At 51.2% G+C, this 24,398-nt stretch carries 20 protein-coding genes; 6 read left to right on the top strand and 14 right to left on the bottom strand.

From position 1 onward, the window contains the following. Positions 1 to 212: 212 nt before the first annotated feature. Positions 213 to 872, bottom strand: coding sequence for a LysE family translocator (locus tag DFR47_RS06790; protein WP_113943625.1), 660 nt, complete (start codon positions 870 to 872; stop codon positions 213 to 215). A 324-nt stretch (positions 873 to 1,196) separates the two neighbouring features. On the opposite strand from DFR47_RS06790, the gene DFR47_RS06795 reads away from it, so the two are divergent. Continuing rightward, on the top strand, positions 1,197 to 2,417 hold the full coding sequence (locus tag DFR47_RS06795) for an argininosuccinate synthase (RefSeq protein ID WP_113943966.1): 1,221 nt from the start codon (positions 1,197 to 1,199) through the stop codon (positions 2,415 to 2,417). A gap of 205 nt (positions 2,418 to 2,622) precedes the next feature. On the opposite strand, the gene trhA is transcribed toward DFR47_RS06795, so the two are convergent. The 5 genes from trhA to DFR47_RS06820 form a co-directional block, all read right to left on the bottom strand. Continuing rightward, positions 2,623 to 3,282 carry a PAQR family membrane homeostasis protein TrhA gene (trhA, locus tag DFR47_RS06800; RefSeq protein ID WP_113943626.1) on the bottom strand — a complete coding sequence of 220 codons (660 nt, stop codon included), beginning with the start codon at positions 3,280 to 3,282 and terminating at the stop codon, positions 2,623 to 2,625. A 193-nt stretch (positions 3,283 to 3,475) separates the two neighbouring features. After that, complete coding sequence (locus DFR47_RS06805) at positions 3,476 to 4,465, bottom strand: lytic transglycosylase domain-containing protein (protein ID WP_113943627.1); 990 nt, start codon at positions 4,463 to 4,465, stop codon at positions 3,476 to 3,478. Beyond that, positions 4,465 to 4,653, bottom strand: coding sequence for a hypothetical protein (locus tag DFR47_RS06810; RefSeq protein ID WP_113943967.1), 189 nt, complete (start codon positions 4,651 to 4,653; stop codon positions 4,465 to 4,467). The genes DFR47_RS06805 and DFR47_RS06810 overlap by 1 nt, the downstream gene beginning before the upstream one ends. A 234-nt stretch (positions 4,654 to 4,887) precedes the next feature. Next, entirely contained in the window at positions 4,888 to 5,580 is a 693-nt protein-coding gene (locus DFR47_RS06815; RefSeq protein WP_113943628.1) for a fumarylacetoacetate hydrolase family protein, read from the bottom strand. 52 nt (positions 5,581 to 5,632) lie between these two features. Then, positions 5,633 to 6,286 carry a nucleoside triphosphate hydrolase gene (locus tag DFR47_RS06820; protein WP_245416473.1) on the bottom strand — a complete coding sequence of 218 codons (654 nt, stop codon included), beginning with the start codon at positions 6,284 to 6,286 and terminating at the stop codon, positions 5,633 to 5,635. A 214-nt stretch (positions 6,287 to 6,500) separates the two neighbouring features. Between DFR47_RS06820 and DFR47_RS06825 the strand changes: the two genes are divergently transcribed. Then, complete coding sequence (locus tag DFR47_RS06825) at positions 6,501 to 8,132, top strand: alpha-D-glucose phosphate-specific phosphoglucomutase (RefSeq protein ID WP_113943629.1); 1,632 nt, start codon at positions 6,501 to 6,503, stop codon at positions 8,130 to 8,132. 60 nt (positions 8,133 to 8,192) lie between these two features. Here DFR47_RS06825 and DFR47_RS06830 read toward each other — a convergent pair whose 3' ends face one another. Continuing rightward, the gene (locus DFR47_RS06830; protein WP_113943630.1) at positions 8,193 to 9,347 is read right to left on the bottom strand and encodes an Mrp/NBP35 family ATP-binding protein; all 1,155 of its coding nucleotides are present in this window, start codon (positions 9,345 to 9,347) and stop codon (positions 8,193 to 8,195) included. A gap of 251 nt (positions 9,348 to 9,598) precedes the next feature. Here DFR47_RS06830 and DFR47_RS06835 point away from each other — a divergent pair, with 251 nt between their 5' ends. The 4 genes from DFR47_RS06835 to DFR47_RS06850 all read left to right on the top strand — a co-directional run bounded on the left by DFR47_RS06835 (position 9,599) and on the right by DFR47_RS06850 (position 12,450). Beyond that, positions 9,599 to 10,024: a hypothetical protein gene (locus tag DFR47_RS06835; protein WP_147245510.1), complete on the top strand. Its 426-nt coding sequence runs from the start codon at positions 9,599 to 9,601 to the stop codon at positions 10,022 to 10,024. A gap of 118 nt (positions 10,025 to 10,142) precedes the next feature. Further along, the gene (locus DFR47_RS06840) at positions 10,143 to 11,162 is read left to right on the top strand and encodes a DUF1775 domain-containing protein (RefSeq protein WP_374788346.1); all 1,020 of its coding nucleotides are present in this window, start codon (positions 10,143 to 10,145) and stop codon (positions 11,160 to 11,162) included. 486 nt (positions 11,163 to 11,648) lie between these two features. Continuing rightward, positions 11,649 to 12,155, top strand: a complete 507-nt coding sequence (locus DFR47_RS06845) for a hypothetical protein (RefSeq protein WP_210207269.1) — start codon at positions 11,649 to 11,651, stop codon at positions 12,153 to 12,155. A gap of 100 nt (positions 12,156 to 12,255) precedes the next feature. Then, entirely contained in the window at positions 12,256 to 12,450 is a 195-nt protein-coding gene (locus tag DFR47_RS06850; RefSeq protein ID WP_113943633.1) for a hypothetical protein, read from the top strand. A gap of 116 nt (positions 12,451 to 12,566) precedes the next feature. On the opposite strand, the gene DFR47_RS06855 is transcribed toward DFR47_RS06850, so the two are convergent. From DFR47_RS06855 to cyoB, 7 genes are all read right to left on the bottom strand, one after another. Then, positions 12,567 to 13,280: a L,D-transpeptidase gene (locus DFR47_RS06855; RefSeq protein WP_113943634.1), complete on the bottom strand. Its 714-nt coding sequence runs from the start codon at positions 13,278 to 13,280 to the stop codon at positions 12,567 to 12,569. A 175-nt stretch (positions 13,281 to 13,455) separates the two neighbouring features. After that, positions 13,456 to 18,234: a translocation/assembly module TamB domain-containing protein gene (locus tag DFR47_RS06860; RefSeq protein ID WP_374788336.1), complete on the bottom strand. Its 4,779-nt coding sequence runs from the start codon at positions 18,232 to 18,234 to the stop codon at positions 13,456 to 13,458. After that, positions 18,231 to 20,204, bottom strand: coding sequence for an autotransporter assembly complex protein TamA (locus tag DFR47_RS06865; RefSeq protein ID WP_374788347.1), 1,974 nt, complete (start codon positions 20,202 to 20,204; stop codon positions 18,231 to 18,233). The genes DFR47_RS06860 and DFR47_RS06865 overlap by 4 nt, the downstream gene beginning before the upstream one ends. 478 nt (positions 20,205 to 20,682) lie before the next feature. Then, positions 20,683 to 21,222: an SH3 domain-containing protein gene (locus tag DFR47_RS06870; protein WP_147245512.1), complete on the bottom strand. Its 540-nt coding sequence runs from the start codon at positions 21,220 to 21,222 to the stop codon at positions 20,683 to 20,685. A 147-nt stretch (positions 21,223 to 21,369) separates the two neighbouring features. Next, the gene (gene cyoD, locus DFR47_RS06875; protein ID WP_113943637.1) at positions 21,370 to 21,723 is read right to left on the bottom strand and encodes a cytochrome o ubiquinol oxidase subunit IV; all 354 of its coding nucleotides are present in this window, start codon (positions 21,721 to 21,723) and stop codon (positions 21,370 to 21,372) included. After that, positions 21,720 to 22,346, bottom strand: coding sequence for a cytochrome o ubiquinol oxidase subunit III (cyoC, locus tag DFR47_RS06880; RefSeq protein WP_113943638.1), 627 nt, complete (start codon positions 22,344 to 22,346; stop codon positions 21,720 to 21,722). The genes cyoD and cyoC overlap by 4 nt, the downstream gene beginning before the upstream one ends. After that, on the bottom strand, positions 22,343 to 24,328 hold the full coding sequence (gene cyoB / locus DFR47_RS06885; protein ID WP_113943639.1) for a cytochrome o ubiquinol oxidase subunit I: 1,986 nt from the start codon (positions 24,326 to 24,328) through the stop codon (positions 22,343 to 22,345). Before cyoB ends, cyoC begins: the two co-directional genes overlap by 4 nt. Positions 24,329 to 24,398 lie beyond the last annotated feature (70 nt).

Genomic DNA, 24,398 nt, shown 5'->3' on the forward strand with positions numbered 1-24,398 from the left:
GAGCATTTCACAGTCAAGTTGGATCAACTTGGACAGTCCGTGATAATGCGACAAACTAAAGAATTGAGACGCGAGCACTGCGATTCAACATGAACGTAAACCGCTCTAGGGCATTTCGCATTTAAGTTGCATCATTCGAAATGCTCTATCTTTTTATTCTACGCATGTCTTTTCCCCAAAACCGGCATCCGCTTTTTGGAAACATGCTGTGATTACTTGCCTTCGGCCAGCAGGATTTTCAATGCGAAAACCGAGAAAACGCCAGCAAATACATAATCCACCCAGCGTGTAACCGTTGGATTTTTCTTCAAAAGACCGGCAAATTTATCGGCTGCCAAAATCATCGGCACCACCACCGGCAAACTCAGCGGAATGAAAGACAGGCCGAGGAAAAACAGTTTTCCCGGAGCATGCGGATCATGCGCAGAAACGAATTGCGGCAGGAATGTCATGTTGAACAGGATGATCTTCGGGTTCAGCAGATTAATCCCTAAGCCCGTAGCCCAGTTCTGAAAAATTGTATGCTTTTTGCCGCTGCCTTTTTCCGGCGAGAAGGCCGAACCTTTGCGCAAAGCCTGCACGGCCAAAAATACCAGATAACCGGCACCGACAACCTTCAGCACCCAGAAGGCACTTGGTGACGCAATAATCAGCGCGGACAAACCAATTGCCACCATTGTCGTATGAATAACAATGCCGCTGGAAGCCCCTGCCAGACAGGCAAAACCGGCAGAACGGCCTTCAGATAAAGCCCGCCCGACGAACAAAGTCATATCGGGACCCGGTGTAATTGACAGGATAAAAGTGGCAATGGCGAACTGAACCAATACCGGCCAGTCCGGTATAAAAGTCAGAGTTTCTAAAAATGACATGAATGCGCCCCGAAGCGGTTAAGTTTGGCCAAACTAACGCAGATATTTATTCTCTGAAACTGGTTTCATGCTTAGCCGCGTAAATTTTCACTTCATACCAACTTCTACAATAAGACGTCTTGCTTCGGCTTATTGAGATGATAAAAGAAAAGGCAGAATTTTTAGCCGCTGCGATGCGGAAAACTCTCATACCAAGGCGCTAAGATGCTAACGCATCACGCCTTGAAATGTTCAATCGCCACTCGGGCTTAACCAAAGACCAATGAGTCATGCTCATTAGTCTTTGATATCAGATGCCGTACCGGCACGTACTGGATGCATAAAATGAACAACTGGAAAGACGTTAAAAAAGTCGTGCTCGCCTATTCCGGCGGCCTCGATACTTCTATCATTCTGAAATGGCTGCAGACCGAGCTCGGTGCTGAGGTTGTGACATTCACCGCTGATCTCGGTCAGGGTGAAGAACTGGAACCGGCACGCAAAAAAGCTGAAATGCTCGGCATCAAAGAAATCTTCGTTGAAGATGTCCGTGAAGAATTCGTCCGCGATTTCGTTTTCCCGATGTTCCGCGCCAATGCTGTTTATGAAGGCGTTTATCTGCTCGGTACTTCGATTGCCCGCCCTCTGATCTCCAAGCACCTCATTGAGATTGCTGAAAAGACCGGCGCTGATGCGATTGCACACGGTGCAACCGGTAAAGGCAATGATCAGGTTCGTTTCGAACTGTCGGCCTATGCACTCAATCCGGATATCAAGATCATCGCTCCTTGGCGCGACTGGTCGTTCAAGAGCCGTACAGACCTGCTTGATTTTGCTGAGAAGCACCAGATTCCAGTGGCAAAAGACAAGATGGGCGAAGCACCATTCTCCGTTGACGCCAACCTGCTGCATTCTTCTTCAGAAGGTAAAGTACTGGAAGATCCGGCTGTTGAAGCTCCTGAATATGTGCATATGCGCACAATTTCTCCGGAAGCTGCACCGGACAAAGCCACTATCATCAAGATCGGTTTTGAGCGCGGCGATGCGGTTTCGATCAATGGCGTGCGCATGTCGCCTGCGACCTTGCTTGCTCAGCTCAATGATTACGGCCGCGACAATGGTATCGGACGTCTTGACCTCGTTGAAAACCGTTTCGTTGGTATGAAATCCCGCGGTGTTTATGAAACACCGGGCGGCACCATTCTGCTGGCAGCACACCGTGCGATTGAAAGCATTACGCTGGATCGCGGCGCAGCGCATCTTAAAGATGAACTGATGCCACGCTATGCAGAGCTGATCTATTACGGCTTCTGGTACTCGCCGGAACGTGAAATGCTGCAGGCTGCAATCGACCACAGCCAGCGTCATGTTGAAGGTGAAGTGACACTGAAGCTCTATAAGGGCAATGTGATTGTTACCGGCCGTGAAAGCGATAAGTCGCTCTATTCCGACAAGCTGGTGACATTTGAAGATGATCATGGCGCATATGACCAGAAAGATGCAGCGGGCTTCATCAAGCTCAATGCACTGCGTCTGCGCACACTGGCTGCCCGCAACCGCGGCTAATCAGTTCAAGCACGTGACAACAATAACAGCCGGATTACTCCGGCTGTTTTTTATTTGTCTTTTTACATCAGAAACGAGACGCGAATTTTGGTTATGGCGCGGCGAAAATGGTGATTTTCGAGAACCGGAGCGGAGCGTACTGATAGTACGTGAGTACCGGAAGCAAAGAAAATTGCCATTTGCAGACCGCCAGAGCCGAAATTCTCTAGTGGACGGCGAGAAAGACGGCACTGTAGTGCAGGCTCGCTCCGGCGACGACAAAGCCGTGCCAGATGGCATTCTGGAAGCGTAGACGCTCCCAGACATGGAAGATAACGCCCAGCGAATAAATGATCCCGCCTGCGGCGATCAGCACTACGACCGGCATGGAAAGAAACTGCAACAACTGATCATAGATCAGCACCCCGCTCCAGCCGAGCGCCAGATAGAGCAGGATTGCCAGCCGGTCAAAACGGCCGGGCATTGTCAGCTTCAGCGCAATACCACAGATTGCAATCAGCCAGACCAGCCCCAAATACCAACCAGCGCCCTCGCCCATTTTCATGATAAAAGGCGTATAGGTTCCGGCAATCAGTACATAAATCATGGAATGGTCAAAGCGGCGCAGAAACTGTTTTACCGGTGAAACCGGCCAGATATTGTAAATTGCTGAAATCGATAGCGCTGCCACAAGACTCAAAACATAGATCAGTGCGGAAATATAAATCACCGGTGAAATCTGTCCGGCGAAATACCACAACATCACTGCCGCGCCGCCAATGGCCAGAGCCACACCGACAACATGGACAATACCATCTGCCCATAATTCCGCCTTGTCATAAAGACGCGCAACGGAGGCTTCTGCTTTCTGTAAAATCTGGCCCATGGCAAACTGCCTCACACAAGTTCAGTATCACTGAATAAATTGAGATCAAAAACATCATGCGCCAGATTGATTATAAATTCATGACGACAAAATGACCGTTCTGTCACAGCATGATTTAGCAATTTCAGAGCAATAAAAAACCGCCTGTTCCGGACAGGAACAGACGGTTTTGAAACTTACAAAACGTTCCAGATCAGCGCTGTGTGAAATCGCGTTTATTCGGCTGCACACGCGCGGTCTTTTTCGCTTTAGCAACGGACTGCGTGGTCATCGGATCAGTTTGCGCAACATTAACGGCTGCGGCAGTGTTTTTACCCGGCTCGATGAAAGCGGTGCGAATAGAATTCGGCCCTTTGCGCAATCCGGTTTCTTCCAGCAGCCCCTGACGCTTGGCATCATAATAATAGCCACGGGCATAGAGGCGCACAGCCTGCGTTTCATTGCCACCGGCCACTTTATAGGCACCTGCAAGATATTTCACCGCATAGCGCAGATTGGTATTGGCATTGAGCAAGCCTTGCGCATTGCCCTGATAGCCCATACCGCGTGCGGTAGCATGGCTGATCTGCATCAGACCGAAATAGGGGCCATTCCGTGCAACAGGATTATAACGGCTCTCACGCTGTACGACACGATGCACCAGACGCTCCGGCACTTCATAAGCGGCAGCATATTGACCAATCAGATTATGCAGTTCCGGTTTGCTGTCTGCAGCAATCTCGGCGCGCTGTTCAACCAGATGGTTGGCTGTACCGGATTTGGTAACGCCGGTATATTTCACTTCACCCGGCTTATTATGACCATCTGCTGACAGTGATGGTGTGGCACTCGCGATCAAGGCTTCAGTGGCAGTCTGGCGAAATGCCGGCATCGGCACTGCGGCTGGCAGAACCGGATCACCGGCTTCTGTTACCGCGAGTGCAGCGACCTGAGCGGCACTGCCCTTTTCTGCCGCATAGGCAGAAGCAGCAATTGTTGCGCCTTTCGCGCTGCCGTCCGGATTGGCATCAATCGCTGCAACCTCTGCAGGTGCGCCGACCGCTTTAGCCATATCGGCCACAGCGGCATCAACGGCCGGTGCAGAAGCGGTTTTAGGACCATTATTGGTGGTAGTGCAGGCAGAAAGCGCAACCGCACCGGAAAGCAAAAGAACAGAACGAAATGCCAGAACAGAAAGTCGCATCAGGCACCCGTATCGCTGTTGAGACGTTTTTCCAGCTCGACCAGATCTTCCGGCAATGGCAGACCACTGGCACGCATTGCATTGAGCTTCTCGCGAATGGTCTCGGCCAATTCGTGCATGTCTTCCGGCTGATTGACCATCTGCTCAAATAACAAAGCGATTTCCGCTTTGATCTCTTCGAATGCCATCGGGCGATCCTTTTTGTTGTCTCCGTTCACCAAAGCAGCAAGCTGCATCTGGACTAACGGTAGCAGCGATCCGTCAGGGTGCATTGATTAAATGCAACACAATACCGGAACACTCATGCAGTCAAAAGTCGTCACAAAGCCCCGAAGATTGAGGGCTCTGTCTCATGGTTGGTTAATAATTACAGAGATTCCGCCCATGAGACCAGCCTGAAAATGCAGTAAGTGCTAAAACGATCAGACAACTTTTGTTGTCAAATGTCCGATAGCGTCAACACCACCTTCAAGAATATCACCACGGGCAACAGGCCCGACACCCGCCGGTGTGCCGGTAAAGATCAGATCTCCGGCCTGTAACTCATAGAGCGTGGACAGCACGGCAATGGTTTCCGGAACAGACCAGATCAGCTGATTAATATCGCCTTCCTGAACGGTTTTCCCGTTTATTTTCAGCCAGATAGAACCAGAATTCGGATGACCTATACGGGCTGCTGGTACAAGCGCGGAACAAGGTGCAGACTGCTCAAAAGCCTTGGCAGTTTCCCATGGGCGGCCCTGTTTTTTGGCCACGCCCTGCATGTCCCGTCGCGTCATATCCAGACCAACCGCATAGCCGTAAATATACTCATTATCCTCGGCAGCCGGAATGTTTTTTCCGCCTTTATGAAGGGCAACAACCAGCTCAATTTCGTGATGCACATCGTTGGACAGTGGCGGATAAGGGAAATTGCCACCATCGGTTACCAGATTGTCCGGATTTTTCTGGAAGAAAAACGGCGGTTCGCGATCCGGATCATGTCCCATTTCCCGCGCATGGTCTGCATAATTACGGCCAACGCAATAAATACGACGAACAGGAAAGCGCTGATCGCTCCCCTCTATCGGCAGTGTAACCGGCGGGTGCACAGGAAAGATCAGCTTGTCGGACATCGGCATTCTCTTAAATTTGAATTCGTGAATGAAAGAAACCTACAGGAAAGTTTTAATCCTGCAAGATAAAGTCTGCGGGGCAAGACTGCTGCGTAACAACCTGCGCATTCGGAATATCATTGGAAAGCGCCCGTTTCCTTGCGGCCTCCATATCTACCCCATGATCGAGCCAACGCTGAATAAGGCGCTGTTCCAGCGTAGCAAAAGGCACATCCAGAAAAAGGCTCAGATCAAAATATTGCCGCAGATCGCGCCAGACCGGCTGATCCAGTAACAGATAATTCCCCTCCACCAGCAATATCTGATGTTGCGGCGTTACCAAAGCCGCTGCCACGCGCGCCAGATCCTGCGCACGGTCAAAAACCGGAATGGCGATATCACCGCTCTCTTGTTTCAGACGCGAGAGCAGAACCCTGAAACCTGCCGCATCAAATGTGTGCGGCGCACCTTTACGCGCCCTGTCGCCACGGGCATCGAGAATGGCATTGTCATAGTGAAAGCCGTCCATTGGCACGACAGCGCACGTTTCTGAAGCCGACAGAGCATTGATCTCAGTGCAGAGCGCTTCTGCTAAAGTTGATTTTCCGGCGGCGGGCGCACCGGCAATTGCAACGATGAATCGTTTATGCCCCTGTGCTCGCTTCAGAATCTCCGTCACCAGCGTGGCGCGTTTTATCACAGATGTTTCAACCATCTTGCCGCCCATATCTCACTATCCGGTATCTCTATGAGAAAACGTAGCTTTTAAACACATAGAATAAAGCTGTCTTACCAAATTTGAACAATAAAGCGGTTATTCTGCGAAATCCTTTACCGATGTTTCACAGGACTGCCTATAATATCGCCTAAAAATGCAGCTTGTTTATTCGATATGCATTTATCTTTTGCGAGAGTGTTACTTGTCAGGACAGAGCCAGACCATGACTGTTAAAATCATCACTACCACACCTTTTACGGATCAGAAGCCCGGCACCTCAGGCTTACGTAAAAAAGTGACCGTATTTGCGCAAGCACATTATGCGGAGAATTTTATCCAGTCGACCTTTGACAGTCTGGAGAATTTTCAGGGCAAAACACTGGTATTGGGTGGTGACGGCCGTTATCTCAATCGTAAAGTCATCCAGAGTGTCATCAAGATTGCAGCAGCCAATGGTTTTGGTCGTATTCTTGTAGGTAAAGGCGGGATCACCTCAACGCCTGCGGCTTCCAATCTGATACGCCAAAACAAAGCCTTCGGCGGCATTATTCTCTCTGCCAGCCACAATGCTGGCGGACCACAGGGCGATTTCGGGATCAAATTCAACATCAGCAATGGCGGCCCTGCACCGGAAAAGCTGACCGAAGCGATTTTCGAACATTCCAAAACCATCACCCAATATAAAATTGCTGATTGTGCCGATATCGATATTGATACGCTTGGCACACACCAGATCGGCGATACGGTGGTAGAAGTCATTGATCCGGTTAAGGATTATGCCGCATTGATGGAAGGCCTGTTTGACTTTGCAGCCATCCGCAATCTGCTGCAGTCCGGCTTTACCATGCGCTTTGATGCCATGCATGCGGTGACCGGCCCCTATGCCACAGAGATTTTTGAAAAACGCCTCGGCGCCAAGGCCGGCAGTGTCTTCAATGCCGTGCCGCTGGAAGACTTCGGCGGGCATCACCCTGATCCGAATATTGTCTATGCGCATGAACTTTATGAAGAGCTGATGTCGGACAATGCACCAGATTTCGGTGCAGCATCGGATGGTGACGGCGACCGCAATCTGATTATCGGCAAGGGCATATATATTGCACCGTCAGATTCTCTGGCTGTACTCGCCGCCAATACACATCTGGCTCCGGCCTATAGCAAAGGCATTGCCGGTATCGCCCGCTCCATGCCAACCAGTTGCGCTGCTGACCGTGTTGCGGAAAAGCTGAAGATCGGCATGCATGAAACACCAACAGGCTGGAAATTCTTCGGCAATCTGCTGGATACCGGTCTGGTCACCATTTGCGGTGAGGAAAGTGCCGGAACCGGCTCTGACCATGTCCGTGAAAAAGACGGTCTGTGGGCTGTCTTGTTGTGGCTGAATATTCTGGCCGCGCGCAAACAGTCTGTTGCCGAAATCATGCATGAACACTGGCAGACCTATGGCCGCAATTATTATTCCCGCCATGACTATGAGGAAGTTGCCTCCGATGGTGCGAATGCACTGATGGATGCATTACGTGCAAAACTGCCTGATCTTAAAGGCACAACTGTACAGGGCATGGTTGTCGAAGCCGCTGATGATTTTGCTTATCATGATCCGGTTGATCACTCCGTCAGCAAGCATCAGGGTATCCGTATTCTTTTTGCGGGCGGCTCCCGTCTGGTCGTTCGTCTGTCCGGAACCGGTACAGCAGGCGCAACCATCCGCATCTATCTGGAACGCTATGAGGCAGACAGCAGCAAGCACGATCTGGAAACACAAAGCGCTCTGACCGCTCTGATCGCAGCCGCTGCCGAACTCACGGAAATTACCCGCTTTACAGGTCGTGAAAAACCAAGCGTTATTACCTGATCTAACAAAAAAGGCCTGCTTTCATGATTGAAAGCAGGCCTTTTTCAATTTCATCATTTGTTATTCAAAGACGATCTTCGGTGCCGAACGGGTTGAACCGCCGCTCACCTGAGACCAGACCTTCGCAGCAATATCGCGATAGATATTTGCATGCTCGCTCTCCGGCTCTTTAACCGTGATCGGCATTCCCGCATCAGACAATTCGCGCACCTGCATATGCAGCGGCACTGCACCGAGGAAAGGCACATTAAGCCGTTCTGCCTCGCGCTGCGCGCCGCCATGACCAAAAATGTCGTAACGGTTGCCGGTATCCGGCGCGATGAAGTAGCTCATATTTTCAACAATACCGAGCAGCGGCACATTGACCTTGGCGAACATATTCAGCCCTTTACGGGCGTCGATCAGCGCCAGATCCTGCGGGGTGGAAACAATCACCGCACCGGCCAGAGGCACCTGCTGCGCCATCGTCAGCTGTGCATCGCCGGTACCCGGAGGCATATCCACGACCATCACGTCGAGATTGCCCCATTCCACTTCGCGCATCATCTGATTGAGCGCCGACATCACCATCGGGCCACGCCAGATCATCGGAGTTTCTTCTTCAACCAGAAAACCCATCGACATGACTTTAAGGCCGTAATTGCTCATCGGCTTCATGATGCGGCCATTCACCGTTTCCGGACGACCGGAAATACCGAGAAGGCGCGGCATCGACGGCCCGTAAATATCGGCATCGAGAATACCGACTTTAAGCCCCAGAGCCTGAAGCCCGAGCGCAATATTCACAGATGTCGTGGACTTACCAACGCCGCCCTTGCCCGAAGCAACGGCGATAATTTTACCTACACCCGGAATGCCCGGTTTTGCCTGTGGCTGCGGTGCGGCATGCGCATGAGCAGCAGGACGTGGCTGCGGTGTTGGCGCAGGCCGGCTTGGCGGAGCATCATCACTGGTACGACCGCCTTTGCGTTCGGCCGTTAAAGTGACCAGCGCACCGGCGACACCCGGAATATCCTTCACCAATTTCTCTGCCCGCAGGCGCAACGGCTCCATTGCCTGCGCACGATCAGAAGGAACGGTAATGGAAAAGAACACTTTATTATCAGCGATAAAAATATCCGACACCAAGCCGAGAGTGACAATATCACCTTCAAAATCCGGCCCTGTGACCTGTTTCAGCTGAGCCAGTACCACTTCTTTCGTGATCTGTGACATGCCTCACACCTCGTCGCAAAATCTGTTCATTATTGCCGGAACAACAGGTTACCCCGCAACCGGCATTGCCTGTAGCATCGTTAAATGATTTTCCCTTTAAGAGAAAGTTATCTTCTCCTCTTTCCGTGCAAACCTCTGTGACATCATGAGGCATACCCCCCTCCATCTCGGGTGATCCCTCCGTATAGCTCTTTCTTTCCGGTCAATCTCACGATAAAAAGGCATAAATCTTTCATGACATATACCGGCGGATGATGCTTCAGACAGGTAAACATAATCAGGTTTTGATACGCATATTATGCGTATTGGCACTTGTTATGCTGTCTTTTGCCCATAAACCGGTTGATGTCAGTGCGCCGCTGCTGCAAATGACAACCCAAAGCGGCACAGCAGATGAGCCTGTCTTTATCCGTTATGAGACAATGCCGGATGGCAGCATTGTTTCAATCTGCGTCTCCGGTACATCTGACCAGCATCATAAAAACCATAATATGATGACTGATTGTGAGGCCTGCCGTATCTCCGCAGGTTTTGCTCTCGTTGCTCCGCCGGTCACCGGCGGCCCTGTCGTTACCAAAGACAGCAGCGACAGTGTCAGACGCACCGCCCATGTTCTGCCCCGCGCCCGCGATTATCCGCCCTCTGCCCCGCCGCAAGCACCACCTTTCCTTGCCTGACCAGACCCCGCATATCTTTGATAGCCGGGATTGATCTGTCATACGCGCTCGCGCGTTTCCGGACTTTCGGCTGCATTAATGCAGCTCAGAATGTCTGTTCTTTGCAAGGAATATAATGATGAAAACGATTTTCACACCACTCTGCGTTTCTGCCCTTATCCTCGGTACAGCCGGACTGGCGCAGGCACATGTTTCGCTTGAAACACCACAGGCAAATGCTGGCAGCGCCTATAAAGCCGTCCTTAAAATTCCGCATGGTTGCGGCGCTGCGGCGACCACACAGGTCAGCGTTAAAATTCCGGAAGGCGTTATTGCTGCGCAGCCTCAGGCCAAAGCCGGCTGGGAGATTGAAACTGTCAAATCCGATTATCAGCACAGCTACAAACTTTACGGCAAAGACGTAAAAAGTGGTGTCACTGAAATCATCTGGAAAGGCGGCAATCTGCCAAGCGATTTCTATGATGAGTTTTCCTTTGTCGGCAAGCTTGCCTCTTTTGACAAGGACACAGCTTTGTCCTTCCCGACTGTGCAGACTTGCGAAGATGGCAAAACAGAAAACTGGACAGATATTGCTGCGGAAGGTCAGAACCCGCATGAGTTGAAAAATCCTGCACCACAGCTCAACGTGACGGTTGCCACAGGTGATCACTCAGCGCATGACAACCATAGTGACCATGACACAAAGGGCGGTCATGATATGCACGGCACTCAGGCGGCAGATGCTGTGACCATCGGTGATCTGTCTCTTGCCAAAGCGCATAGTGTGGCAACAATTCCGAATGCCCGCGTAGCCGGTGGTTATGTGGTTATCACCAATAACGGCAAAGAATATGATCGTCTGATCGGCGGTAAGACTGATGCCGCCGGTAAGGTTGAAATTCATGAAATGTCCATGAAGGACAATATCATGAAAATGCGTAAGCTGAGCGAACCGCTTACCATTCCGGCCGGTCAGACCGTGACACTGGCACCAACCGGTTTCCATATTATGTTTATGGATCTGGCCAAGCCGTTCAAGGAAGGTGAAACAGTTAATGTTGAGCTGGAATTTGAAAAGGCCGGAAAGGTTAACGTATCGTTTCACGTGAATCCGGCTAAGGGTTCCAGTGCTAAAGCCGGTGATCACAGCCATCACTAAGGACTGATTCTTAATGTTGCGCCTCATACGGGCTGCCTTGCGCAGTATTTAGTGTGAGGCGCGACGTCGCAGAGATATAAAATCCGGCCGGAACACGATGCAATCGGGCCGCCTGCGACAATCATGCAAAATCTGTACGCTTTCATATAGATAGCTTACGTTTTCAGATTTATAACTTGAGTAAAATAGTCTGGAATCATTCTAAGCTATTGAATTAAGAACATTTTTCTAAAAACTCCGCGTAAATTAGGTTTGACAATCAACCATTTTCACCGGCATATTCCATTCGTCAGAGCAGAGAGGGAGCATTTCCCGCCGCTCGTGGCAATAAATTCAACCTTTGATGTTTGGGCCTTGAACCCGCTCTATTGGAGGACCTATGTTTGGTCAGGCACTCTACCGCCCAAGGGTGGTACTCTCGTCGCGCCCGCAGCCGCGACGCATATTCATCGCGCTTTCGCGTCCTTTTCAGATCGGATGCAAGCCATGAATATGCAAGTCAGCAATCTCTTTGAAACATCCAGCCATTATTTCGAACGACAGGCTGAAAAGCTGGTGCTTGAAGGCTACCGCCACTGGACTGCCGGTTTTGAAACCGGATCAGTTATTCCGTGGGAAATGGCCTGGACAGTGTACACGCAGGAGCTTGGCCTTGATAAAGCCAAACGTGCGGTGACCGAACTTTCCCATTTCATCCGCACCCTGCATTTTTGTGCAGCTTGTCAGCTCAAAGCCTTTCCTTATGGTTCGATGCATATCTGCCGTGAAGAATGCCTGCTGATGGGGCTGATCTCCGCCCTGCAAAACGGCGATGACACCACACGTGATGTCTGCCTTGATGCACTGGTTTGCAGCAGCCGCATCGCAGAAGTCAAAAAGGCCGCGCAGGATTATGCGCAGACCATGACTGAACTGGAGCAGGTGCTGCTGCCGATCCCTCATTATGCTGTTGCCTGTGTTCTCTCACCGGCCGGTTACAAAACATTTCACTGAGATGAAAACCGCAGAGGTTTTCATAACTTTACCATGATTTCAGCCCATAGAGCCGGGCAAGCGCTCGAAAGCCAAGGGCAAAACGAACAGGACTAAAACCATGAATGCAAAAACTGAAAAGCGCTTAGGAATTATGGCTGCATTTCTGCTCACCGCAGCGATGTTTGTTGCACCAAATCCAATCCAGCAACAGCAGAAGTTTCATTTTCTCAGCATTACTGAGGAAGCCGTGAAGAACGTACCTGACCTGATTGTTGTGGCACAAAATAACCAGACACATCAGGCTGTTCATTAATCGGATTCTTTCAGACATTTTTATAATTATTTTTATTTCTTTGCTGTCCTCCCAAGACAACAAAAAAGCCGCGTTGAAAAGCGCGGCTTTTTTGTTTTTATCTCTAAAACAGAGTATCAGGCCTGCACCACAATCGGCGCTTTACCCTGTACTCGATTATAAAGATCAATAATGTCCTGATTCATCAGGCGTACGCAGCCGGACGACATTGCCTGCCCGATTGACCACCATTCCGGATTGCCGTGAATACGGTAGCCGGTATCAACACCATCGCGGAAAATATACAAAGCGCGCGCACCAAGCGGATTGCTTGGTCCCGGCTCCTGCCCGTTACGGTATTTTTCCAGCTCCGGCTGACGCTTGATCATTTCCGGCGGCGGTGTCCAGCGCGGCCATTGTTTTTTATACTGCACATTAGCACGGCCTGACCATTCAAACCCCGCCCGCCCGACACCGATACCATAGCGCATAGCCTCACCACCTGGCAGAACCAGATAGAGGAAGCGCTCATTCAGCCGGACAACAATGGTGCCCGGTGCCTCACCGGTCGGATCCGGCACGATCTGGCGACGGAATTGTTTCGGCACTTTTTCATAAGGAATAGCGGGCAGTGAGTATCCGTTCTCATGGACAGCGGCATACATCACTTCATTGCTGGTAACACCTTTATCAACGCTGATTTGCGGGCGCATGACACCGCCGGTTGAGGACATATCAATATCCGGCTGAAATGCCGACATATCCAGAGACTGAGAACAGCCCGCCAGACCAAAAGCACCAATACCGGTCAGAAAAACGCGACGGTTCAACCTATCACTCTGCTTAGTCATGCTCAGTGCGACCTTAAATTTGTTTGAGGTCAAGATTGTGCGCCCGCATGGTTGAGATTCCATTAATCCCGCGTGTCGTTGGTTTACTATACTACAAAAAAGCCGACGCTTTGCAGCACCGGCTTCTCTGTTTGCTGAAAGTGGGCACAGCCCGATATTCAGTCTGTACCGTCTCTTAATAATCTTTTTCGTAGAACACACCCATACCGGAATCACCTGTACTGCTGACAGAGCCTTTAGCCTTCAGATTACGGGTAATATCCAGATTGATAGTTCCCTTGGTACCGTCCACACCGCTGGCCTCAACCCCGAGATAAATATTATCACGGATATAACTACCGGCACGCACTGCGGCATTCCCCTTACTGTCGGTCACCACATCCAGATCATCAAGGCCAACGCCCTGACGCAGAGCGCCGAGCAGATTGGCATTTTTACCACCTGCAAGCTCGGCAGCTGCAGCCGCAAGCTGTGCAATCTGGAATGCTGACAGTTCGGACATCGAGCGTTTGAAGATCAGGCGGGCAAGAACCTCATCCTGCGGCAGTTCCGGCTCGGATGAGAACTTGATGTCCGGATTATCAACCGTACCCTGTACAGTCACCAGCACTGTAATATCGCCGCCGTCAGTACGGGCAACGAAGTACAGCTGCGGGTTCATATCACCGATCAGCGTGACGCGACCTTCATCAAAAGTAACACGCTGTGTCAGAATATCCAGACGACCACGCAACAGTTCAAAACCACCAACCGGCTTCACATTAGTAACCGGACCGGTCAGACGTACCGCGCCGCCCAGTTCTGTATCCAGCCCGCGACCACGTACGAAAATCTGATTTGGCGCGACCACACGGATATCCAGTTGCGGTACAGTCGGACGGGATGTCGGAACCGGTGCCGAACCCTTAGCGCGGGTTTCCACCTTGGCACGCTGCAATGTCATCAGCACGGATGCCGGTGTATTGCTATGGCGCACATCGATATTGGCACCGCCACCGCCCAGACTTTCCGGTACAGTGATTTCGGCACGGTCGATATCGATCTTACCGGCAATCAAAGGATCACGCAGCAAGCCGCCGGTAATTGTCAGACCGCCATTGATGGTTGCTACCACCATGGAACCATCCGCATAACGCGCCTTATTGAAATTGATCCGCAGATCGGCTGGCATATTCTGTGCAACGTTAATCGACACAGTACCGTCAGCACTGATTGAACCACCGGTCGACAGCGCGGCACTGGCATTACGCAGACGGATTGTCTGGCCTTCCATACTGCCATTGATGGTGATGTTGTTGAGGCGGACATTCGTTTCCGGATCAACCATCTGTGCGCCGCTTGTCGAGAACATGCCGCGGATTTGCGGATTATCAAAAGCGCCGCTGACATTGGCGGTCAGAGCCAGCGTACCACTTGCCTGCGCACCGCGATCCGCCAGAAAACGATTGGCAAGCGCCAGCGGAATCTGACCGGTCACATCAATTCCCAGACCGCTGCCAGCCAGAGGTATACGCCCCTGCGCTGTCACGCTCAGATTTTGCGGACCGTCAATCGCCAGCGAGCTGATATTGACGATTTTATCGCCATAACGGCCTGCGGCTTTCAGGTTCAGCGGTGCAAGACCGCTTTCAGCCAGTGGTTTTGCGCTCAGTGAACGACCGTTCAGATTAAATTCTGCAGACGGATTGGTCAGAGCGCCGGTAACTTTTGCAGTACCGGTGACGTTACCGCCGAGATTTTGACCTTTAACCGCACCATTGAGCAAGGCCAGTGGCAGATTGGCCAGTTCAACATTCACATCCAGCGCACCGGCGGACTTGTCTGTGCCCAGCGGCACAAAACCATTGATCCGTGTGTCCAGACCATTACCACCGGTAATCCGGCTGTCCACTTTCAGACGGTTCTGGCTGGATGTGCCTTTGGCCGTAGCATTCAAGGCGCCAATACCAAGCTCGCGGGTCTGACGGGCAATCACATCACGTGCCGTAACGTCAAAATTGATATCCGGTTGCGCCCGTGAACCGGTGACCTTGGCCTGACCATTGATCACACCACCCAGTCCCAGTTCCGGCTGGATGCTGTTTGCCACGTTCAAAGGCAGATTATCCAGTTTGACATCCAGATTGAAACGATCAGCCAAAGCACCATCGAGGCTCAGACGACCGCTGCCGACCTGCATGATAATATTATTGAAGCTGATATCACTGCCTTTCAGCCCCACAGAGGCAGGCTGTGCCAGCTTGGTCAGCATCGATCCCTGACGCAGTTCGGCATCGTTGAGTGACAGCAGCAATCCGCCGTTTTGCGGCTCCAGCGCGCCATCAACTTTAACTTTGGTACCGATTTTCAGGTCTGTTGCAGCCTGAAAGACAGTTTTGCTGCCATTGGCCTGTGCTGTGAGATCAACCGTATTGATCTCAAAACTACCCGCACGGATTGTCTGGGCTTTGACCACACCATCAACAACCGGCACATTGAACAAGTCTGCCAGTGTTGCATCAATCGCAGCCTGACCAATGACATTGTCTTCAACTTTAAGATTGCGGATATCAGCTTTAACAACGGCGTTCTGACGCTCGCCCTCATAGGACAGGTCAATATCAGCATTGATACTGCCGCTTGCTTTGGCAAGGAAAAGAGCCGCCGCAGTTGATACATCCGGTGCATCCACTTTCAGACGACCGGCAATACGGTTTTTGTCACCGACATTCAGATCACCGCTGACGCGCATACCACCGGCAACAAAGCTCAGATCACTCAGGCGCTTACCCTGCTCATCCAGCCCGACCGTACCGGCCAGATCCAGCTTTTCGCCACCAAGGAAGGCGCTGCCGCTGAAATTACCGTTCAGAGACGGTGCCAGTTTCGGATCGGAACCATCGAGCAATGCATTGAAATCCAGCACACCGTCATTGAGCTTACGCCCTTCCAGCAAACCGGAAGGTACATTCGCACGTGCGGCCAGAGCAATACGGCTGTCTGTACCACGGGCACTGGCTTTCAGCGACAACGGGCCTGATGCTTTATCTGACAGGTCAGCAATATCCCCCAGATCAACGCCGAGATCAATATCAGCTGTCTTACTGGAGAAAGTACCATTGGCCGTAATCGCATTGGCATCATTGCCAAGACGGAACTGACGGGCAGAGAAACCACTTTCAGATCGTGCCAGACCACCGCTCAGCGTAGAACGGCCATTGATAATGCGATCAGCAATATCTTCGCCGGTCTTGATATTTTCAGCAGTACCGTCAAGCGTCAGGTCAAAACCACCGGTCAGCATCGCGACTGTACCATTGGCCTTCAGATCAATGCTGCCGGCAAGCGAACGGCCAGCCAGCGCCGAAAACGGCATCAGACTATCAGCCTGCAATGCGATATCACCGGCATAGATGAACTTATCGATTGTACCCTTGAGTGCCGCACTCAAACCATTGCCGGTGAGTTGCACTTTCTCAAGCTGTACCGGTGTACCCGCACGCCATGCTCCAAGAACAGCCAGATCAAAACGGTCGCCCAGTGCCTGTGCAATATCAGGCTGCTTGGCACTGATACCGGTTACATTACCGGTGATATTGAAACCGACATGGCGGTTCTGGGCATCCTGCAGATTTTCTGCAGCGCCGCCCATATCCAGCACAGTCTGCTGTGCGGAGAAATCTCCGGCCTGCAGACCTTCAACCAGCAACTTACCTGTCCAGTCATTGCTTTGACGGTCACCGTAATCCAGTGTCAGGCGGGCAGATGCCAGCGATGTTTCGCCACCGCTGACCGGCAGCAAAACGCGGCCTTTTTCCTGATCGGCAATCAGCGCATCCAGATTAAGACGTGTCAGAAAGCCGTCAGTGGCTGTTTCAGCCTTGGCCTTAACCTGCAACGCGGCATTGGAAAGGCTGAAATTATCCAGACGGAAACCACCGCTGTCCTTAATCAGACCATTGGCAGCAAGGCTGGATGTCGCGCCAAAGAAGTCGCGGAATTTTTCCGGAATAAGCGCTGCAATCGGGCCTTTAACATCCGCATTAAACACGCGTCCGGAAATCGCACCATTGGCATCACGGTTCAGGGTCAGAAGACCGGTCAGAATACGCTGGCTGTCGGCATCAAGCTTCAGATCAATTTTCAGATCATCCAGCTTACCTGCACCGCTCAGAGCCAGTTCAACCGGCGGTTTACCTTCGATATTCAACAGGTTGGCAGCAATACCATTGGCCGGTTCGCTTAGGCGCACATCCAGATCAAGCTTCTGATCGGCATTGGCGTAATCGGCTTTCAGCTTGATCGTTCCGCCCGGACCATCGAGGCGGTTCATATCAAAGAGCGACTGCAGGGAACCGTCCTGAAGGGTCAGATTGCCTTTGAGTGCAACTTCGGATTCAAGACCAAAGACCGGCTGTCCGAATTTCAGGCGTTCAATATTCAGCTCGCCCAGCAATACGGCCAGCGGCAGTTCCGGCAAAGCGAAACCGCCCGCTTCCGGCGTCGGCAGGCTTTCATCCGGCAGCGGTGTGCGGATCAGTTCAACCTGTTTTGCCGACAGCGTGTCCACGCTCAGGCGGCCACGCAGCAATGCCAAGCGGCTCCAGACCAGCTGTGCATCTTTAATACGCAGCCAGACACCTTCACGGTCGGCAACAGTGATCGAGCCGACTTTGGCTTCCGAAGACAAAACACCTTCAATGCCGGAAATGCTGATCTTACGGTTCGGACCGGACAGCTTCTCTTCTACAAAAGACAGGAAATAGGACTTTTCTTCCTCAGCTTCCTGCGCCGAGACAGGATTGTCCGTCTGTGCGACCTGACCATCAGCCGAGCCGGACACAGGCGGATTGTTCTGGCTGGTAGCAGGCGTCGTGACACCCGCCGTACCCTGCGGCAACAGCGATGCCCCGATATAAATACCGAGCGGCAGAATGATGAAGAAAGTGGCTACGAAAGCGAGAAAACGGTTCAAAACGCCTGTCCTATGCCGACATAGAATGCAAAACTTGAGTCACCTTTGCTGCGGTTAAGCGGCACGGCAACATCGAAACGGATTGGTCCGAGGCTGGTATCATAACGCAAGCCCGCACCTGCCCCCAAACGCAGATTCTCCGCAAAGTCAGGGTAAGTTTCTTCCCCGACATATCCTCCGTCAACAAATCCGACCACACCGATACTATCGGTGACTTTGGTGCGTACCTCACCCGACATTTCCACCAGCGAGCGACCGCCGATTACCACATCGCCCGGCTTTTTCACGCCGATACTGCGATAGGCATAACCACGAACCGAGCCGCCGCCACCGGCGAAGAAAACTTTATCCGGCGGCAGATCTTTCATATCCGCGCCGACAATCGAGCCGACTTTCAAACGACCGGCAAGTACGACACGGTTATCGGCACCAAAGCCGTAATAACCACGGCCTTCCGCGGTAAATTTGGTCGAGAAACTGCCATTCTTAATTTCATAGAACGGCTCGATCACACCATCCGCATAATAACCCGATGTCGCATTGGTCTGGCTATTACGCTTATCCAGCAGGATACCACCGAGCATACCCACGGTGAAGAAGTCACGTTTGCCGTAAAAATCATCATCAAAACGGGCATGGGATACATTCGCAAACAGACGTCCGCTCATATATTCATCAAAGATATGCGTGAAACCGGCCTGACCATTGACCGATGTTTCGGTATAATTATCCAGCACTTCGCGTTTGCCGGCAAGCGAGGACACAAAATCCGTATCCGGCGTGAACACACCAGGCTTGGTAAATGTTGTACCCAGTTGATAGGTAAAGTTCTTAGGATCAAACGAGCTGTCCTGCGAGCCGCCAATGCCGCTGACCTTGGCATCGAAGCGCAGACGCTCTGCTTTACCGAACAGGTTACGATGCATCCAGAAGGCTTCAACCCCTGCACCATCCAGTGTCGAATAATTCGCACCCACACCAAAACGGCGCGGTTTGCGCTCCTGCACAATCAGATCGAGCGGCAGAGAACCGTCGCGGTTAATCTCCTGCGCTTCCTGAATTGTGGTTGAGCGGAAAACATCCATACGGGCAAGGCGGCGGCGGGTGCGTTCCAGATCAGCAGGATCATAGCGTTCACCCGGCTTGAGATCTGCCATATAGGCCACGAATTCCGGATCCATACGGGCAGTGCCCTGCACTGTCAGAGGGCCGTAATGTGCCAGTTGCCCCGGTTCGACCGTAATATCGGCATCAACCACATTGCCGGCATGATCAGCAACGACATTTTCATTGGCAATTTTAGCTTTGGCATAGCCCTGACGGCGCCATGCTTCGACAGCAAGTCGTTCCGCTTTCAGGATCACACCGGATTTGGCAAGCTCACCGCTTTTAAATCCGGCCTCTTTAGGCGTCTGCAATTTATTGCGACGTTCCTCTACAGGCGGTGCAAGCTCAGTAATACTGGCGCGGGCAAATAAGAACTGCGGGCCCGGATCAACATTGATGACAATATTCGATGTGTCAGGCAATTGTGTATCAGCAGGCAGGTCCGCTACTTCCTGACCATCGACCTTAATACTGATCGTGCCGCCATAGCGACCTTCACCATAAAGCGCCATCAGCAAACGCCGGTAATCACCGCGCGCTTTGGCAAGCAGTCCGCCGGAGCCCGACGCTGCTTTCTCCTCATCGGCCACAAGCCGCGAGGCACCTTTAATCAGATCATCAACATCAGCAGCTTTACCGTCTTTATTGGTACGGTTACCGCTCGACGTGACTTCCACTTTATAACGCTTAGGTTCGGCAATAACATCGTCGGCTTCTTCAGCCTTGTCCTTGCCCCAAAGTTTAATTCCAAAGAGCTCAAAAGCATGCGCAGGCGTTGCCGCCATAACCGGCAGCAGCGCAGTGAACAGCAGGAGGGTGCTGACTTTACGGATTGGAGCTCTCCTTAATCTACTTACCTGCATATCATCCCGCATAAATGGGTCAATACGCATATTCCACAACTCGCCCGCTCCACCCTTCGGGCAATGACTCACAGTCACTCTGTCCAAGACTATTACCCGAAAGCTCACACTGTTTTTTTAAGATTTATACTTAATAAAAACTTAACTTGAAATTTTCTTTACCTAAAAGAAAACTAAATTTGTGGCTATTGGCAAAGAGCAGGATAAAAATATCTAATATTAATGAACAAGAATGGGCATATACCTCCTCCTTAAATATCTTCAACACATTGAAAATAAATGATATTTTTGATCACAACTCCCAAGATCACCCATAAACCCCATGCTTCAGGCTCTGAAACACGATTTTAATAATTGTTACAAGCCGCGGGTACCGCTTCCGTGCATTCGTTAAGATAAATGCTCAAATACACAAAAATCCCTGCAGCGGAATCACGTTTCGCTACAGGGATTCGTCGGATATCACATGCTATTTGCGCTATTTATAATAGGGATCATAAAACCAGTAATCCGGTCGATATCCCTGTCTGCGCCCCAGATAATACCAGTAGCCATCATATAGCCGGTAATAAGAGTGATAATAACGATCATAAAATATCTCGTTATTAGTGTTCTGTGAGCTGTCTTGCACTTCCGGAATAACCGGTTGCGCCAGATCATCACGCGTCTCTTTAGCTGCGAACTGAGACGTTTGCAGCAAGTAACGGCTGTTGACCCAGCCAATTCCCCAGCTCGTCCTGATCTGGCACCAGCCAGTGCGGCAATAATCAATATGAACTGATGCACTACGCGGCAGTGTAGTGATCCGTAAATAATGAGCCCCAGGCCCGTATCGTAAATTCACCGCCTCAGAAGTAATTGCAGATTGTGCCTGCGCTGCAAGCGCTCCTGCGCCCAAGAGCATCACCGTTATACCTGCTAAAAATATTAGCTTTATACGCCATTTATCAAAATGAATAAGTTTCATTGGAGCCACCAAAATAATAAATAAAAAAGAAAATTGATTATTAAAAAACACGGAAAAAACCTCCGTAAAATCAATATACACGCAGCGCGGATTGTTCTGAACAAATAATATATCGCAGAACAAAAAAACGGCGCTGCTTACGCAACGCCGTTCATTATTTTTGGCCTGCAGAGGAGTTAATCAAACTCCTGCTGCTGCTTATGGCAGTGCCCGTGCAGCCTCAGGGCTGACTTCCATCATGTTGATGGCCAGATGGTTCATAATCCAGAGCGAACCGATCAGAACAATTGCCAAAATCATGACAGTGAAGAGCAGAGCCAGCAATGTCCAGCCGCCTTCGGATTTGGAATCCATGTGCAGGAAGTAAATCAGATGAACAACCATCTGCACCGCACCGAATACCATGATAATGGCCACGGTTGTGGTGGTGTCGAAATACTGCCCCATAACCACGCCGAACGGCACAGCTGTCAGGATAACCGCCAGAATAAAACCAATCACATAGTTCTTGGTTTCGCTGGCTGATGCTTCAGTTTTACGTGCGGAACTCATGCCTGAACTCCCATCAGATAAACAATCGAGAATACACCGATCCAGACAACATCAAGGAAGTGCCAGAACAGGCTGAGGCACATCAGACGGGTCTGATTGGCTTCGGTCAGACCGGAACGCAGAACCTGTGCAACCAGCACCAGAATCCAGATCAGACCAAACAGAATATGCAGACCGTGTGTACCAACCAGCACGAAGAAGGCTGACAGGAACGCCGAGCGGCCAGGACCTGCACCAATTTCGATCAGGTGATGGAATTCATAGATTTCCATCGCAAGGAAGGTGGCACCGAGCAGGAATGTTACGCCAATCCAGCTAAGCATAGCGGTTTGTTTTTTACGTGACATTGCAATCATCGCCAGACCATAGGTCAGGCTGGAGAACAGCAGCAGAGCTGTTTCAACGGCGACGAATTCCAGATCAAACAATTCCCAGCCGGTCGGTCCTCCCGCGTATGAACGCGAGAGAACAGCGAAAGTAGCGAACAGACCCGAAAAGATGACACAGTCACTCATCAGGTAGATCCAGAAGCCGATCAGCGTAGTACCGCGGGTATCGTGGTGCTCGTGATCATCGTCATGCCCGTGAGCATGATCATTAGCGTGCGTTACAGCGGCGCTCATGGCTTAACTCCTAAAGACTGCAGCTTGAGCGTATGTTCATCTTCAACACGCTGCACTTCTTCCGCAGTGACATAGTAGTCGCGGTTATTGTTGAACGAATGGATGATGCTGATCGCAATAATGGCGAGAGCCGCAGCAATTGCCAGCCACCAGATATGCCATACACCAGCGAAACCAAGCACGATACAAACCATACCGATGATAAAGCCGGTACCGGTATTACGTGGCATATGAATTGGCTTGAACTTGTCGGTTTTACGCTTCACGCCACGCTTCTTCATATCCCAGTAAGCATCAACATCCTGAATACGCGGTGTTTCAGAGAAGTTGTAGAACGGAGCAGGAGAAGCAACAGACCATTCCAGTGTACGACCGTTTTCCCACGGATCACCGGTGTGATCGCGCAGAGCTTCACGGTTACGGATAGACACCAGAACCTGAATAACCTGACAGACAATACCAACCAGAATAATCGCTGCACCGATCGCAGCAACGATCAGGTAAATCTGCCATTCCGGATTTTCAGTGTGGTTGATACGACGGGTCATACCCATGAAGCCGAGGATATAGAGCGGCATAAAGGCAAGAATGAAACCTGTCAGCCAGCACCAAAATGCGCGTTTACCCCATGTTTCATCCAGACGGAAACCGAATGCTTTCGGGAACCAGTAGATGAAGCCGGCAAAACAGCCGAACAGAACACCGGAGATAATCACGTTATGGAAGTGCGCAATCAGAAACACGGAGTTGTGCAGTACGAAATCCGCAGGCGGAATTGCAAGCATAACACCGGTCATACCACCGACAACAAATGTACACATGAAGCCGACAGTCCACAGAACCGGCGTTTCCATACGCACGCGGCCTTTATACATTGTGAACAGCCAGTTGAAGACTTTCGCCCCTGTCGGGATCGAAATAATCATCGTCGCCACGCCGAAGAAGGCGTTAACGGAGGCGCCACCGCCCATAGTAAAGAAGTGGTGAGCCCAGACGAGGAAGGCCAGAACGGTAATGGCAACAGTCGCATAGACCATTGAGGTGTAACCGAACAGACGTTTTGCCGAGAAAGTCGCAATAACTTCCGAGAACACACCAAAGCAAGGCAGAACCAGAATATAAACTTCCGGGTGACCCCAGATCCAGATGAGGTTGATATACATCATCGGATTGCCGCCGAAATCATTGGTGAAGAAATGCATACCAAGATAGCGGTCAAGCTGCAGGAGCGACAGAGTTACGGTCAGGATCGGGAAGGCTGCAACGATCAGAATGTTCGCACACAGAGAAGTCCATGTGAAAACCGGGATCTGCATCATAGTCATGCCAGGGGCACGCATTTTGATGATGGTTGCGATCAGGTTCACACCGGAGAGCAATGTACCCATACCGGAGATCTGCAAGGCCCAGAGATAATAATCAACACCGACGCCAGGGCTGTATTCCAGACCGGACAGCGGCGGATAGGCCAACCAACCGGTACGTGCAAATTCACCGACACCGAGTGAGATATTGATCAGAATAGCACCGGCAACAGTCAACCAGAAGCTAAGGCTGTTCAGGTAAGGGAACGCAACGTCGCGGGCACCGATCTGAAGCGGCACCGCAAAGTTCATCAAACCAACGATGAACGGCATCGCCACGAAGAAGATCATGATCACGCCATGGGCGGTGAAGATCTGGTCATAGTGATGCGGAGGCAGGAAGCCTTCATTCGCGCCGGAGGCCATTGCCTGCTGCGCACGCATCATAATGGCATCGGAGAAGCCGCGGAACAGCATAACAAGCGCCAGAATGATATACATGATACCAACGCGCTTATGATCGACAGTGGTGAGCCAGTCTCTCCACAAAATGCCCCATTTACCAAAATAGGTAATGGCAGCGAACAGAGACAGACCACCGAGACCGACTGCGGCCAAAGTGACCATCACAATCGGTTCGTGAAATGGAATATCCGCTAGGGTAAGTTTTCCGAACATTTCTCTACACTTTTAATGGCAAGACCATTGGCTATGAAAGCCAGTGGTCTGCCTGCCTAAAGTCACGAAA

The sequence above is a fragment of the Pseudochrobactrum asaccharolyticum genome (assembly GCF_003314995.1).
GTDB classification, from domain to species: domain Bacteria; phylum Pseudomonadota; class Alphaproteobacteria; order Rhizobiales; family Rhizobiaceae; genus Pseudochrobactrum; species Pseudochrobactrum asaccharolyticum.

Excerpts from the sequence above, each read along its gene's own strand:
- DFR47_RS06840 (WP_374788346.1), top strand. The coding sequence starts at position 10,143 with ATGAAAACGATTTTCACACCACTCTGCGTTTCTGCCCTTATCCTCGGT.
- cyoC (WP_113943638.1), bottom strand. The coding sequence starts at position 22,346 with ATGAGCGCCGCTGTAACGCACGCTAATGATCATGCTCACGGGCATGAC.
- DFR47_RS06810 (WP_113943967.1), bottom strand. The coding sequence starts at position 4,653 with ATGGCATTCGAAGAGATCAAAGCGGAAATCGCTTTGTTATTTGAGCAG.
- DFR47_RS06830 (WP_113943630.1), bottom strand. The coding sequence starts at position 9,347 with ATGTCACAGATCACGAAAGAAGTGGTACTGGCTCAGCTGAAACAGGTC.
- DFR47_RS06825 (WP_113943629.1), top strand. The coding sequence starts at position 6,501 with ATGACTGTTAAAATCATCACTACCACACCTTTTACGGATCAGAAGCCC.
- DFR47_RS06805 (WP_113943627.1), bottom strand. The coding sequence starts at position 4,465 with ATGCGACTTTCTGTTCTGGCATTTCGTTCTGTTCTTTTGCTTTCCGGT.
- DFR47_RS06855 (WP_113943634.1), bottom strand. The coding sequence starts at position 13,280 with ATGACTAAGCAGAGTGATAGGTTGAACCGTCGCGTTTTTCTGACCGGT.
- DFR47_RS06850 (WP_113943633.1), top strand. The coding sequence starts at position 12,256 with ATGAATGCAAAAACTGAAAAGCGCTTAGGAATTATGGCTGCATTTCTG.
- cyoD (WP_113943637.1), bottom strand. The coding sequence starts at position 21,723 with ATGAGTTCCGCACGTAAAACTGAAGCATCAGCCAGCGAAACCAAGAAC.
- DFR47_RS06815 (WP_113943628.1), bottom strand. The coding sequence starts at position 5,580 with ATGTCCGACAAGCTGATCTTTCCTGTGCACCCGCCGGTTACACTGCCG.
- DFR47_RS06865 (WP_374788347.1), bottom strand. The coding sequence starts at position 20,204 with ATGCAGGTAAGTAGATTAAGGAGAGCTCCAATCCGTAAAGTCAGCACC.
- cyoB (WP_113943639.1), bottom strand. The coding sequence starts at position 24,328 with ATGTTCGGAAAACTTACCCTAGCGGATATTCCATTTCACGAACCGATT.
- DFR47_RS06820 (WP_245416473.1), bottom strand. The coding sequence starts at position 6,286 with ATGGGCGGCAAGATGGTTGAAACATCTGTGATAAAACGCGCCACGCTG.
- DFR47_RS06845 (WP_210207269.1), top strand. The coding sequence starts at position 11,649 with ATGAATATGCAAGTCAGCAATCTCTTTGAAACATCCAGCCATTATTTC.
- DFR47_RS06795 (WP_113943966.1), top strand. The coding sequence starts at position 1,197 with ATGAACAACTGGAAAGACGTTAAAAAAGTCGTGCTCGCCTATTCCGGC.
- trhA (WP_113943626.1), bottom strand. The coding sequence starts at position 3,282 with ATGGGCCAGATTTTACAGAAAGCAGAAGCCTCCGTTGCGCGTCTTTAT.
- DFR47_RS06790 (WP_113943625.1), bottom strand. The coding sequence starts at position 872 with ATGTCATTTTTAGAAACTCTGACTTTTATACCGGACTGGCCGGTATTG.
- DFR47_RS06835 (WP_147245510.1), top strand. The coding sequence starts at position 9,599 with ATGATGCTTCAGACAGGTAAACATAATCAGGTTTTGATACGCATATTA.